The sequence below is a fragment of the Acidicapsa ligni genome, assembly GCF_025685655.1.
Taxonomy (GTDB): Bacteria; Acidobacteriota; Terriglobia; order Terriglobales; family Acidobacteriaceae; genus Acidicapsa; species Acidicapsa ligni.
This window is the reverse complement of record NZ_JAGSYG010000004.1, coordinates 231,907-246,451: the sequence shown is the minus strand read 5'-3', so window position 1 is coordinate 246,451 and position 14,545 is coordinate 231,907. Positions and strand designations below refer to the sequence as shown.

Here is a 14,545-nt window from a genome sequence, read left to right as displayed (position 1 = left end):
TTAACTTGCCTCCACCGTTTGAGCGTCAATCTGTTTCAGCGCCTGATTAAGTTGTTCCCAACCGCCGGGTTCGCCGAAATGGAATTGCAAGTCTGTGCTGGTCTGATCCTTGAGATTTAAGGTCTGATATTCGCCTATCTGCGTCTCCAGATTGATTTCAAGTGTCACTGACCAATCGTGCAGGGACCATTCGGCTTGAATACCGCCTTCGACGGTTGGATAAAGATAAGGTAGTGGAAGGTCTGGGCTGAAACCGGCGTCAAAAGCAGCTCCCAGCCAGTTCAATTTGCCTTTGGTGGGGGCGACGCCTTTGCCGTCCAGCCAGCCATCCTTGAGTTGGGCAATTTGTTCGAGCCGCAAAGTTGTATCCAGGGGATCGAGCGCAGTAACATGCTCGATCGACTCAAACCCTTTGACCTTGTCCAGATGGTCTCTTTGGACGACGCCTTGAATTAAAAAGAAGGCTTCGCTGTGGTACGCCTTCAAAGCTTCCAGAACGGTATCCCGGTACTTGTCGTCCATAGGCGCTTTGGCTCTGGAGCCATCGCTCAGTTCGAACTCAAAACTATCTTGTGCCAGATTGACTTCATAGATTTTGGCCCGGAGAGCAGCTTCTTCCGTCCAGGTTTCTACCTTCGCCGCTCGGATCAACTGCTTCCTGACATCCGTGTTGAATGTCACAGCTCCCTGCTGGCGCGGGAATTCGATAGACTCCCCGCTTCGCAGGCCGCGGCCAAAACGGTCGAAGTATATAAGGTAATCTGGCGGCAACTGCGGGATATGGCCTTCTGCCGATTGTGCAATGGACTCTACAATTTCTGCCTTGGCCTGCTGAAAATACTTTGCATTTTCAGGTGGAACCAGCAAAGGGAACGAAAGCACAATTGCCAGGATTGCACTTCCTTCCTCAACTCCCGCGAGTTGAAGCTCTATATCCTTGGCGAAATTGCGTTGGACCCGCTCCCGGTTGGGATGCTCTTGGAGATATTTCCACTTCGCAACTTCGACAAGCATTTCCTGAAGCGCAGCAAAATCTTTCAGCAGTTCAAGCGGAACCGCGTGGCCGCTGAAACGTTCGCCGATCAATTTTGGCTTCAGAAATTCTTCCGTCATCGGTTGCTCCGAGCTGCTGAAAAGGCAATGCTTTAGTCTCCCACAGCCGAATAGACAGTTTCATCCCAGAAAGAGCAGTGTACAGTAGTTTAAATCGTTCATTGATAACAAGACAATTAGCTGGCATGGTGCTGATTGAGCAGCTTTTGCTTCGAGTAGCTACGGCATAATCGCCATAGACCACTCCCTGCATTTGGAGCAGAAATTACTGCCAATTCTGAGATGTATAGAGGTACAGCAGAGGTACACACATCAGCTTGGGCTGGCTTTGAAAAATTGCCCTAAACTACGGTCACTCAACTACTTAGGGCTACGCTTGATTGCGCTAAAATTTCCTTTATTTTCATAGACATGCACTGTCCGGCAAGAACTCAAAATCGTCCAAGACAGCGTTCAGTAGTTATCCAAATCATTCAAAATAAACAACTTATAGCGAATCGAGCAGGTCGCCTTCTGTTGCACAACTCTTCCACACTTTTGTAGTATTTTGATGTCAGGAGGTGCTCGTGCATGTCCGAACATCACACCATCCTCGGTGGCAAGGTTCACGTCTACAAACGTCCGAACAGTTCTAGCTGGCAGTGCGCGACCTACCTGGCCGGTAAGAACCGGCGCACTACAACCAAGGAAGACAGCCTCTCGAAAGCGAAGGAGTTCGCTGAAGATTGGTACTTGCAGTTGCGAGGCAAGCTCCGCGACGGCGAGTTAGTGAGCGGCAAACCATTCCGTGACGCGGCCAAGTTGTATCTGCGTGAGTTTGACATCATGACGCAGGGACAAAGGAACGCAACCTACGCGCGCGGCCAGCACGCGCGTACGAATGGCCATCTCGTTCCCTTCTTTGGCAGCATGGTTCTCCCTGAGATCACGGCGGGCACAATCAACGAGTACCGCATCCATCGCCTTGAGGAGTCGAAGGCGTTACGCGGCAAGCCGCCCGCGCATAACACCATGCACCAGGAGATCGTTACGTTGCGCCAGATCTTCAAGACGGCGTTGCGTCACGGATGGATTGAACATCTCCCGGATATGTCCGCGCCCTATCGGGCGTCGGCCAAGGTTTCTCATAGGGGATGGTTCTCGCCGGAGGAGTACAAGCAGCTATACGAAGCGACTCGCAAGCGGGCACAGCACCCGAAGCAGCCGCGCTTTCGCTGGGAAGCGGAACAGCTTCACGACTATGTTCTGTTCTCCGCAAATACAGGGCTACGCCCGGATGAAGCGATGCGTCTCCAGTTCCGCGATGTGAAGATCGTCGATGACGAAGGTAGCGGGCAAACAATCCTAGAGATCGAAGTTCGAGGTAAGAGAGGCATTGGCTTCTGCAAGAGTACGGTCGGAGCTGTGCGACCGTTCGAGCGCTTGAAGGCTCGTCTGCGTCCTGAAGGCGGTCCTGGACGTGCGGGCAGCCGCAAGGATTCATTGGAGAGCGGAGGGTGGCAGCAGCCGGGAACCATGGAGTTGCTGTTTCCAAAGTGGTCGCGCGATCTGTTCAACGCGATTCTTGAGGAAGAGAAGCTTCGGGTTGACCGCGATGGAAGACCGCGTACTGCTTATAGCCTTCGTCACACGTACATCTGTTTGCGGCTTCTTGAAGGGGCTGACATCTACCAGATCGCAAAGAACTGCCGGACTAGTGTGGAGATGATTGAGAAATACTATGCTGCCCATTTGAAGACTCAACTCGATGCCTCTGCAATCAACGTGATGAAACCACGTCAGAAGAAGGATTTGGCGAAGAAGGAGCCGCGCAGAGTCGAAACTCATTCGTTAGCCGATGCTATGTAAGTTGTTCCGCCCGGATGGAAGCATCCGGGTTTGCTTTGGCACCGGATCAGGGCCGCTTCGGCCCGTTTTGATCCGGTGCCGTCTCTGCACACGAGCGTGTGCTCAGATGTCTGGCTCTACCAAGACCTTGTATACTAGCCAAAACACTTGATGTGAGTTTAATTGCCTGGTATATTAGGCAATAATGTTGTCCCTATCTATCCTCGCCGAGCAGATTGCTCAAAAGCGTAAAGGTCTCGGTTTGAGCCAAACCGCGCTTGCCAAGAAGTCACATGTCGGTCGTTCCACCTTAGATGCTCTAGAAAATGGCCGCATGGGAGAGTTGGGATACACCAAAATCAACAACATTCTTTCCGCGTTGGGCTTGGAACTGAGGGTTCAGGAGGCTACCTCCCGTAGGCCGACTCTAGAAGAGCTGATGAGTGAGAGAAGCCATGATTAAAGTTTGGACCGATTCGCAAGAAGCGGGGATGCTTGATCGTTCAGGAGACAGGGGAAGCAGCTTTGCCTATACTCCAGAGGCCCCTTCTACGCGTGCGGTCTCTGTGACGATGCCGGTTCGCCTCCCCTCATGGGACATCCGTTTCGGATTACCTCCAATCTTCGAAATGAATCTGCCCGAAGGCGTACTTCGAGAACGCCTGCGTTTAGCCTTCGCCAAGGCCACGGGAAGCTTCGACGAATTTGACCTCTTAGGAGTTGTGGGGCGTTCGCAAGTCGGGCGCATTCGATACACCGGACAACGTGAGCAGCTTCAGGAGGATGTTCCATTCCAATCGGTCGATGAAATTCTTGAGCACCGGCGGGGTGGCGATCTCTTCCGCTATCTCATCGAGAAGTTCGCTACCTTTTCCGGCATCAGTGGTGTGCAGCCCAAGATTCTTGTGAGGGATGAAGCAGCATCCTCCGCATTGGCTGGCTCAGGCCATCGTGTCTCCGCGAGCTATTTGGGGGCGACGCACATCGTGAAGTTTTGGGAACAAAATGAATATCCGCAGCTTGCGGCCAACGAATACTTTTGTCTCGAAGTTGCCAAAGCGTGCGGGCTTGAAGTTCCCACCTACCGTCTATCTGAAGATGCCCTCGCGCTCGTGATCGATCGGTTTGATCTGCGTTCTGATGGCACGTATCGAGGCTTTGAAGATTTCTGCGTACTTAATGCCAGGCGTACCGATGAGAAGTATCGCGGCAGCTACGAAACGTCCATCATGAAGCGCTTCACGCAGTTTGCGAACTCACTGCATCTCGTCGAGGATACGGAGCGTCTCTTCACGCTCATCGCGCTAAACTGTGCCTTGCGGAATGGAGATGCGCATCTGAAAAACTTCGGCATCGTCTATGACGAGGTTCAGGGCGCGGCACGACTTGCTCCCGTCTATGACTTGGTGACCACGTCCGTTTATCTCCCGAAGGACAGCATGGCGCTTACGTTGAATGGCTCGACACGTTGGGCCAGCGCCAAAGACCTGCAACGACTGGGCGAGACTCGCATGGGCGCATCGCCCGCCAGGGTCAAAACGATTCTTGAATGCATTTCGGATGCGATGTCTGAGGTCGCATCTGCCATGAGGCAGTACATCAAGACCCACCATGACTTTGAAGAGGTTGGTAATCAAATGTTGGCTCATTGGCAAGTGGGAGTTGATTCCTCCCTGAAAGGGCAGGATTAGGACCTTTACTGTCAGAAAGTCATCAAGGGAAACGCGATTACCGCAAGCCGAAGATATACTCGACTCTTCCGAACCTTACGTAATTGTTGACGCTGACAATCTCTTTCCTGATGCGGAGTACGTATAAGCATGACGAGCGGTATCAAACTGACAGGTTCTTTCTTCCCGAGCTATAAGATTGCCAACCCTGGCTTCAGCTCCGAGACGTTTCATTGCGCCGAAGAGACGGTAGCAGAGCTCATGCAAAAAGCAACCAGCTCAGATCACCCGGGAATGCTGCTGGGTAAGGTTCAGAGCGGAAAGACTCGAACGTTCATTAGCATTTTGGCGCTCGCCTTCGATAACGGCTTCGACATCGCAATCGTTCTCAGCAAGAACTCCAAGGCTCTTATCGAACAGACTGCGAAACGTTTGAATAGCGAATTCAAAATGTTCGTGGATGATGGTGAATTGGACATCTACGACATCATGCACGCGCCAGATTCCTTCGGCGTCTTCGAGCTTGATTCCAAGCTCATCTTCGTCGCCAAGAAACAAGACGACAACTTGCGTCGGCTCATTGATCTTTTCAAGAAGAACAAGCTGATGGCCGAAAAGCGCACGCTCATCATTGATGATGAGGCCGATAACGCATCTATCGGTTACACGAAGAAGGCAGGACTCATTGAGGCGAACAAGATTGCCAGCAAGATCAATGATCTTCGTTCCGTCATTCAAAGCTCTTCATTCCTGCAAGTGACGGCGACACCCTATTCGCTCTACCTGCAGCCGAATGAGATTGAGGTTGCCAACGTCCTCACGTTCAAACCGACACGTCCGGCTTTCACGAAGTTGGTTCCGGTACCGGCCGAGTATGTCGGCGGTGAAACCTACTTTGGCGAGTCGGCCAAGAGCCAAGCTGACACCCTCGAAAGCCTCATCCATCACACGGTCGATCACAGAGAGTTTGAACGACTGAAAAAGCCCGACGCCCGGTCTCTAAAAATCGATCAGGTTCTCGCGTCCCCCGCCATCAAGGGTTTCCGTGCCGCGATCATCAATTTCATCGTCGGCGGATGCATACAGCGAATCAACCGAACAAACGCTGGCGAAAAGAGCAAAAAGCTTCGGTTTTCTTTTCTTCTACATTCCGAGGCCGGAAAGGAAGCCCATTCGTGGCAAGAGAAACTGACGAAAGCGATCATCAAGAAGCTGCAGGAGGCGGCTGAGTCCAACCACGACGAATTCATCAGCCTTGTTACGGAGGCACATGGGGACTTCGCAAGGTCGTTAGCACTCGCATTGGAGCCAATACCTGAAGTGGATACCGTGATTGCTGCAGTCTCGGAGGCTCTTGAAGACGAGCACATCACCGTAGCGAAGGTGAACTCTGATGACGATGTGGCCGCGTTGCTCGATAGCTCAGGACAGCTGAAGCTAAGAAGCCCTCTGAACATCTTTATCGGTGGTCAGGTGCTCGACCGTGGAGTCACGCTTGCCGGTCTGATTGGGTTCTACTATGGCCGCCGTCCAAACAAATACCAGCAAGACACCGTCTTGCAGCATTCGCGTATGTATGGCTACCGTCGCATGGACTTAGCGGTCACGCGTTTCTACACGTCGAACGTCATTCGATATGCTATGAGCCAAATGGAGGAGTTTGACTCTTCGTTAAGGGCAGCTATTGAATCAGGTGGCGACCACGCTGTTCAGTTCATTCGCAAGGCTGCGGATGGTACTGTCGTGCCTTGCAGCCCGAACAAGATTCTGGTGGCCACGACACAGACACTACGGCCCTATAAGCGCATCCTGCCTATTGGCTTCCAGACGGGATACCGGACCGGCGCAAATGGCATTGGCCAAGCGGTCAAGGCACTAGACGAGCGAGTGACTGCACTGTGTGGATTCAATGCAGCCGCCCCCAAACTCATTCCAGTCAGCGAGGCGATTGATCTGATTCGAGCGATTGCGCCGACAATGGAGTTCCCAGAAGACGATGCTCCGGATTTTGATTGGGAGGGAGCTGTCGCAGCTCTCGCTCATCTCTGCCACCAACACCCGGTTCCCGCCGAACGGGGCCATGTCTTGATTTGGGCGGCTGATGGGCGCGATTCAGCGCGCCTCGCGAGCGCCGGTTCTCACGCCACCTATATTGAGACGCCAGACTCGGAACGAACCGAAGGCAAGCTGGCGAAACAATATGCGATCAATCATCCGATCCTGTTTTTGCTTCGCCAGGAGGGCTCGGAGGCGAAAGGTTGGCGTGGAACGCCGTTCTATTGGCCGGTCATTCGTGCTCAGGCGAATACGCCTACGGCCATCTATACGGCGGAGACCATCGACTGAGCGCAGCTGTTACCTTCTGCGCGGATGGCCTCAGGTTGGTACTAGGCATCCACAACCGGGACAATAGAGAATCAATAGCCTGAGCAGTATCCGAGAGCCAAGATGCCACCACGCAAGAAGAGTCCCGCCACTAGCCGAATCGCCGATCCGTATCAGCACACCGTCGAAACGCCCATGCGGCCAGAAGTTGGCATGCAGGCGCAGTTCCGCAAGAAAAAGGCGCCGAAGAAGTATCACTACGACGACTCGCTTGATCCTGCGCTGAGCTGGGACGGGCAGAACTCAGCCCGTGAACTTGGTGAATGGCTGCTCGCAAAGATCACAGAAGCGTCAAAGTTGCCTTCGCCTCATCTGTTCTCTCAGCCGGGGCAGTTTATCGGTGCTGGAGGGGACTCGCTGCTGACCGTTCGCGGACTTGAGGATGCTGTCGCGCAGCTCAATAGACTCAGTAAGCCATTCCTCGATTGGTCGGGCAAGGCAGAGCGGTTATCAATGGATGTGCCGACACTTCCGCTGTTTGTGCACGAACGACTTTCGACGAAGGCAATCTTGGAAACCTTGAAGGGCCATGTGCGTGAAGGTGTCGATGAGCAGATTGGTCTGTTTGGAGACAAACGCCTGCCGTTAGGGCAAAAACTGCGACCATACGAGCACGCTGAAACCTGGGAGAATCGCATGATCCTTGGCGATTCGCTAGTAGTGATGAACTCTCTATTGGAGTACGAGGGTATGGGCGGAAAAGTCCAAATGATCTATATGGACCCTCCTTACGGAGTTAGGTTTGGCTCTAATTTTCAGCCCTTTGTCCGTAAGAGAGATGTCAAACACAATGACGACTCCGATCTGACCCGCGAGCCTGAGATGGTGCAGGCTTATCGTGACACCTGGGAACTCGGATTACACAGTTATCTCACGTACCTGCGCGACCGCCTACTCGTTGCACGAGACCTACTAACCCCGAGCGGTAGCGTATTCGTGCAGATCAGCGATGAAAACCTACACCATGTCCGAGAGGTGATGACCGAGGTTTTCGGTAGGGAAAATACGGTAAACACGATTGTGTTCCAGAAAACCTCTTCGGAAGAGGGGGAGGGGGTATCTAATACCGCTGATTATCTTCTCTGGTTTTGCAAGGATAGTGCACGTCTAAAGACCAATGCCTTGTATAGACGAAAGCGTCCCGGTGATGAGGGAGCTAAGCAGTACGTCCATGCTAGAAACTCCCGCACATCAGAGGTTCGGCGTCTTACCGCGGACGAGCTATCTGAACCAGATAAAGTAAAAGAGCCGTGGATTATTTGCCGACGCGGCTATCCATTGACATCGCAGGACTTTAGCGAAACGCGAAGCGGGCCTTTCGTCTTCGATGGAATTCCGTATAAACCGGGAAAGAATAGGCACTGGTCTGTCAGTCCTGAAAAAGGAATGCCTGCATTGGTTGCAAAAGGCTTGATCTACACAACTGGGAAATCGCTGAACGCAATCATGGATTTAAGCGCGATGCCGGGAACCGCATTGGGTAACGTGTGGACGGACACCGGTACGGGGAGCTTCACCGATGAGCAAATCTACGTTGTCCAAACAAGCGAGAAGGTTTTGCAACGTTGTCTATTGATGGCAACCGAACCTGGCGATCTAGTCATTGATCCAACTTGTGGTTCGGGGACGACGGCGCATGCAGCTGAGGCATGGGGACGCCGTTGGATAACTATCGACACTAGCCGGGTGCCTTTAGCTCTGGCTAGGCAGAGGTTACTCACAGCTACATTTCCGTTTTACAAAATTCAGGATGGTACTACGAGTCCCGCAGCGGGATTTGTCTATAAGAGCCAACTGGAGAGCAAGAACAAGAAACAAGACGGGTTCGGTTTAGCAGAGCAACATACTCTGAGTAGCATCGCTGGTGACGAGAAGCCCACGGAGTTGATCTTTAGAGATCGTCCTGAAATTGATTACTCAATTACGAGGATTGCTGGCCCGTTTGCGTTTGAAGCAACGATCCCCACTCCGTTCGAGGTTGAAGGACAAGATCGCCCCGACACTGAACGACAGGCTGAACTTACTGCATCTGCAGATGCGGAGAACTATGCCGACCGAATGCTAGATGTACTTAAGCGGAGTCCAATGCTGAGATTGGATGGCAATCGAATCCTTCAGCTCCATTCCATTCGCGTGCCAGCGCGGACGTTGTCACTCTCGGCTGATGCTATGGTCGACGCGACAGCGGACGGTCAGAATCCGACACTAGGCGATGTTGTTGGAGAGGCCGCAGAACGAAATGGTGCATTGCTCGAAGGCATCACTCGAAAGCCTGTGGCTATCGTATTCGGGCCGGAGAACGGTGCCGTTAGCGAAGGACTGGTATTCCACGCTGCCAAGGAAGCGAATGGCAAGAACTACACCCATCTGTACGTGATCGGATTTGCGATCGAGGCCGAGGCACGCCAGTTCATCAAGAGCTGCGGAGACAACATGGGTATTCCAGCAACCTATGTTCAGGCGACGATGGACCTGAAAATGGGCGACTTGTTAAAGAACATGCGCTCCAGCCAAATCTTCAGTGTCTGCGGTCTCCCAGAGATCGAAATCCGGAACCTGGACAGTGATCGCTACGAAGTAGAGTTGCTGGGTCTTGACGTCTTCGATCCCATCTCGATGGAGAACGACCATGCCCCCGGTAGTGACGTTCCCGCGTGGTTCCTGGATACGGACTATAACGGTCTGTGCTTCCACGTGACCCAAGCGTTCTTTCCGCGTACAGGTGCGTGGGACGCGTTGAAGAAGTCACTAAAAGCAGATTATGACGAAAGCCTCTGGGATCACTTGGCCGGGACGGTGAGTGCTCCCTTTGGGGCGGGCGATGAAAAGAAAATTGCAGTGAAGGTGATCGACGCACGCGGCAATGAACTGATGGTCGTCAAGAGCTTGAGTGAGGCGACGGCATGAGCCCTTTGCAAGCGACACCGGGCGACGCGTCGAATGAAGTCGCCGAACCGATCCTGAACGGCCCCTTCAATAAGCCGGAGTACTTTTGGTACATCCGCGAAGGCGAGACGCCGGAGAAGCGCGAGGGGCGGCGACCGGGAATTGTGTTTCCTCCACGCGACGGAAACGTCCAGTGGTCAACAGATGAGGTATTGCAAGTAAGCGCGCTGTATCCGACAGCGTTCGAACTGCGCCTTGTGAATTTAATCCGCGAGCGTATCGGCGGTTGGCAGCAAGCTGGCTATCCGGGTGTGACCCGTACAACAGCTGAACTCCTTGCCTATTGGGAAAGAGAAGGCCGGGAGCGCCGCTTGTTCTTTGCGCAGGTCGAGGCAGCCAAGACGATCATCTTCCTGAACGAAGCACGGCAGGATTTCCTCCAAGGCATCAACATCCCGCGCGACGAGCCCAGTGACGACCGCAAGGCTGAATTCGGCTACATGGGTTTCATGCGCTATGCCTGCAAGATGGCTACCGGTTCCGGTAAGACGACTGTGATGGGAATGCTCACAGTCTGGAGCATCTTGAACAAAGTTGCCAATCGCAGCGACAAGCGTTTTAGCGATGTGGTGCTTGCGGTGTGTCCCAACGTGACTATCCGAGACCGTCTCACGGAATTGCTGCCGGAGCGCGGTGACGCCAGCGTATATCGAACTCGCGATCTTGTGCCGACTCACTTGATGCCGCAACTCACCCGTGGTCGCGTGCTGGTTACGAACTGGCATGTCTTCGAGCCGCAAAGCATGCAGAAGGACGGCTCGCGGGTTGAGAAACGCGGTGTCGCGCGCAACATTGCTGTGAAGATCCAGATTGGTCCGAAGACCACCACGGCTCGCGGCAAGCGATACATGACGCAGGCCGAATATGAGCGCCAACTGCACGCTGGCTTGCTTGAGTTTCAGAAAGAGGAGCGCGATTCGCAGACGGGTGCGCTCCAGGCGGTTTACGTCGTCGATCAGCGTTACGTTGAGAGTGATACGGCACTTCTTCAACGCGTGCTTGGACGCGAGGTTGGCGGCAAACAGAACATTCTGATCCTCAACGATGAAGCGCATCACGCGTACCGCGTAGCGCAGGAAGTGGAAGACGAAGAGGACGACGAAGAAGACCCGGACGAGGAGTTGTTGGGAAGCCGCAAAGAGGCGACAGTTTGGATTGACGGACTAGACAAGATTCATAAGGGACGTGGCATCAACTTTTGTGTCGATCTCTCCGCTACACCCTACTTTCTGGGACGTGTTGGGCAGGAAACGAATCGGCCATTCCCTTGGGTGGTTAGCGACTTTGGGCTAATCGACGCCATCGAGTCTGGACTGGTGAAAGTTCCGCAGCTTGCAGCGAGAGATACGACTGGGGCCGAAATCCCGGGCTACCGAAACATTTGGGAGTGGATTCTCGATCCACGCCGTCCCAACCCCCTGACTGCAGCCGAGCGCGGCGGTGGCCGTGCGAATCCTCGTCCAGAAGCCGTTCTTAAGTTTGCGCACACACCAATTGCGATGCTTGGCTCCCTTTGGGAGCAAGAGCTGCAGCGCTGGCGAGCGGAAGGCAACAAGCGCGAGCCGGTATTCATCTTGGTCGTGAAGAACACGAAGCTGGCGAAAGTCATCTACGAGTGGATTGCTGAGGACAAGGCACCTGCTGATCTACCTTCTGTCCGCTTGCCAGAACTTCGCAATACAGCAGAACGAGCCGTAACAATTCGCGTTGACTCCAAGGTCATTCAGGAAACAGATGGCGACGGCGCTAAGGGAGACGAACAGCGGTGGATGCGCTACACGCTTGACACGGTGGGGCATCAAGACTGGACGAGGGACAGCCAAAATCAACCCATCTACCCGACCGGATTCCAGGAACTGGCGGAGAAGCTCAAGAGGCCGCTCCATCCGCCAGGTCGGGACATCCGATGCATCGTTAGTGTGGGCATGCTGACCGAGGGCTGGGATTGCAACACGGTGACGCACATCATTGGACTGCGTCCATTTCAGTCTCAACTTCTGTGCGAGCAGGTCGTTGGGCGCGGCCTTCGCCGTGTGAGCTATGCTCTCGGACCGAACGACCACTTTGCAGAAGAGATCGCCACCATTCTTGGAGTGCCCTTTGAGGTCGTACCGTTCAAGGCTACGCCGGGAGGAGCCCCAGCGGCTCCGGCCAAGCGGCACCACGTGTACGCTTTGCCGGAACGTTCTGACCTGAGAATCACTTTCCCGCGAGTAGTAGGTTACACACAAGCTGTTCGTAATCGCATCACCTTCGATTGGCAAAACGTCCCATCACTCACCATCAATCCGCTTTCGATTCCCGGAGAGGTTGAGCTAAAGGCCTTGAGCATCACAAACACTGGCCGACCGGCAGTGAATGCGCCAGGGAGTGCGGGGACTGCCGATCTTGAAGCGTTCCGTAAGGGACACCGGATGCAGCAGCTTGTTTTCGAGCTCGCGCAGCGTATCACGCGTGAATATTGCTCTCAGCCGAGCGCGACTATCCTCCCCCAGGTCCTGTTTCCCCAGGTGCTACCGATAGTGGACCGATACCTGCGCGAGCGAGTGGAAATCGTCTATCCCGGAGACAGGAAAGACGCATTTCTTTCTCCGTACTTCGGTTGGCTGATAGAAATCTTGCGTCAGCATTTGCAGCCGGATTTACAACAAGGGGAAGCAGCTGAAATTCCCCGCTACGAAGAGAACCGCGTTGAGGGCTCCACATCAGATGTCGACACATGGACTAGCAAGGATGTGAGGCTGGTTAATCGAAGCCATGTCAATTATGTGATCGCCGATACCCAGCAGTGGGAGCAGCAGGCGGCGTATATGATCGACCGTCATCCGCGAGTGCGCAGCTTCGTGAAGAACGCGGGATTGGGTTTCGCAATTCCATACTTTCACAATGGCCAGATGCACGACTACATTCCAGATTTCTTAATAAAGCTGATGGACCGACCGGAGGAGACTTTGATCCTTGAGACCAAAGGGTATGATCCGCTCGCGGAGGTGAAAGCAAGTGCTGCGCAACGCTGGGTGAACGCCGTCAACGCGGACGGGAGCTACGGTGTCTGGCGCTATGAGCTCGCAAGAAGCGTGGCTGCTGTCGCAGAGAAGTTAGCTTAGCCATCGAGTGTAACGAGAAGATAAGTTAGCAGCGAACCCATACGGAACCGTCTGCAGGCTAGACTGTATGAATCTCCTGGGAGCCCCAGACCATGCACACGAACATAGTTCGCGATTCCTCCAGAAGCGGGGACTGGCGGCATCCAAAGCAAGCCAAACAGTCACTGAATGGCAGCGGGAAATCTGCCCGCTTTAAGGGGTATTATTCGCAGAACCCAGCGCATGGAGAGTTTCGTGCAGCCGGACCATGGCTAGCGTATCCAGCTTGCAATAGTCGAGCAGTTGCTTTCGCGTCAATGCAACATCTTCCCCCGATATAGTGCCATTTGCCATGCGCGCGAAGCGGGCGATCGCAGTGTCACCATCACGAACTTCCAAACCCGCGTAAGACAATGTGGGAACCAAGGCCGGCAGCACTTTTTTGATTGAAAAGCTTCCGCGAAACGCCGGATGATACACGTGCTCCTGGAGCACTGGCAGTAGGTCGGCGAGCCGGTCCAAAATCGCCTGAAGTGCCGTGGCAAGATCTGGATATGCGTCTCTCAGACCCGAGATACGGGTTTTCTCAAAGGAACTGTAGACGACTATGGAACCAAGATTTCCCAGGGCGTCGATCAATGCGTCGGCTACGAGTTTCTCACAATCCTGCGTCGCATCAGCTAAATAGTCAATGTGCGTCGGGTCAGATCCAATTGCTTCTTTACGGTGGACGCTGAATTGCGTGAGTACCTGACGATGGCAGGAATGATTGTCATACATCGGCAGCACCGTCGCAACGGTCTCAAAGTCGAGGTAATAGCACGGAAACTGAAAGACTCTCAGGGCTGCGCTGAGCGCCGGACTAACAAACGTAGTGCCCGCGATTGAGGAGAGCCGCGCCCGTTCCTGGCGTTCATTTAGACCCAAATCTGTTGGTGTCTGTGCCATATCAATAATGCTCGCGGCCGACAACCTTTTGAGCTTTGTATGATGCAGCCCAGGAATTTCAAGTACAGAGTGGAGGACTCCGAGGCCCAAACAGTCTGTTTCAAAGAAGTTACATTCTCGACATGCTGGCAGCAACGAAGCAGCGGGTCGCGTATCAGCGAAGAGCGCGGTCGGCAGGCTGTCTGCCACCTTAATGAATTCGGCCACCCGCGCATCTACCTCAACAGTCTTATCCAAAATCTCGAAAAGCAGGTCCGATCCGTTGCCGAAGCGGTAAGCCCGAGACAGGAGAACAAGGGAGGCTTTTGTGACGTTGAGCCCAGTGCGCCGAGCCACGAAAACTGTATAGGCAAGATCATCGACAAGTTGTCTGATACTGCTCGTATCCGCAAAACTCGATTTCACTTCCAATACGTGCCAGCCGCCCTGCGTGCGCTTTAAAATGTCGGCCCGTGCAGTTAACTTTTGTGACGAGAATGCAGCCTCGAAAAGCGTATCGGTTTGCGAGATATTGATGAGCCCTTGCGTTGCCTCGACCGCAGCCGCCCCGTTTCCTGGAACGAGGATGCCAGTGGGGAAGAGTTCTTTGGCCATGTCGCCAATTTCTCTGCCCTGGCTCATGCGAAACAG

General features: G+C 53.8%; 8 protein-coding genes. 6 read left to right on the top strand and 2 right to left on the bottom strand.

From position 1 onward, the window contains the following. Nucleotides 1-1,113 carry a hypothetical protein gene (locus tag OHL19_RS15245; RefSeq protein ID WP_263358577.1) on the bottom strand — a complete coding sequence of 371 codons (1,113 nt, stop codon included), beginning with the start codon at nt 1,111-1,113 and terminating at the stop codon, nt 1-3. 510 nt (nt 1,114-1,623) lie between these two features. On the opposite strand from OHL19_RS15245, the gene OHL19_RS15240 reads away from it, so the two are divergent. The 6 genes from OHL19_RS15240 (at nt 1,624) to OHL19_RS15220 (ending at nt 12,988) form a co-directional block, all read left to right on the top strand. Then, nucleotides 1,624-2,901, top strand: a complete 1,278-nt coding sequence (locus tag OHL19_RS15240) for a tyrosine-type recombinase/integrase (RefSeq protein WP_263358576.1) — start codon at nt 1,624-1,626, stop codon at nt 2,899-2,901. A 184-nt stretch (nt 2,902-3,085) separates the two neighbouring features. Further along, nucleotides 3,086-3,343, top strand: coding sequence for a helix-turn-helix domain-containing protein (locus OHL19_RS23120; protein ID WP_396126783.1), 258 nt, complete (start codon nt 3,086-3,088; stop codon nt 3,341-3,343). Further along, entirely contained in the window at nt 3,336-4,571 is a 1,236-nt protein-coding gene (locus OHL19_RS15235; RefSeq protein WP_263358575.1) for a type II toxin-antitoxin system HipA family toxin, read from the top strand. The genes OHL19_RS23120 and OHL19_RS15235 overlap by 8 nt, the downstream gene beginning before the upstream one ends. Nucleotides 4,572-4,700: 129 nt before the next feature. Beyond that, nucleotides 4,701-6,896, top strand: coding sequence for a Z1 domain-containing protein (locus OHL19_RS15230; protein ID WP_263358574.1), 2,196 nt, complete (start codon nt 4,701-4,703; stop codon nt 6,894-6,896). 192 nt (nt 6,897-7,088) lie between these two features. Continuing rightward, on the top strand, nt 7,089-9,842 hold the full coding sequence (locus OHL19_RS15225; RefSeq protein WP_263358573.1) for a site-specific DNA-methyltransferase: 2,754 nt from the start codon (nt 7,089-7,091) through the stop codon (nt 9,840-9,842). Continuing rightward, complete coding sequence (locus tag OHL19_RS15220) at nt 9,839-12,988, top strand: BPTD_3080 family restriction endonuclease (protein ID WP_263358572.1); 3,150 nt, start codon at nt 9,839-9,841, stop codon at nt 12,986-12,988. Before OHL19_RS15225 ends, OHL19_RS15220 begins: the two co-directional genes overlap by 4 nt. Nucleotides 12,989-13,180: 192 nt before the next feature. Here the strand turns inward: OHL19_RS15220 and OHL19_RS15215 are convergent, their stop codons facing one another. After that, nucleotides 13,181-14,509 (bottom strand): DUF2779 domain-containing protein, encoded by a 1,329-nt coding sequence (locus OHL19_RS15215; RefSeq protein WP_263358571.1) that lies wholly within the window; start codon nt 14,507-14,509, stop codon nt 13,181-13,183. Nucleotides 14,510-14,545 lie beyond the last annotated feature (36 nt).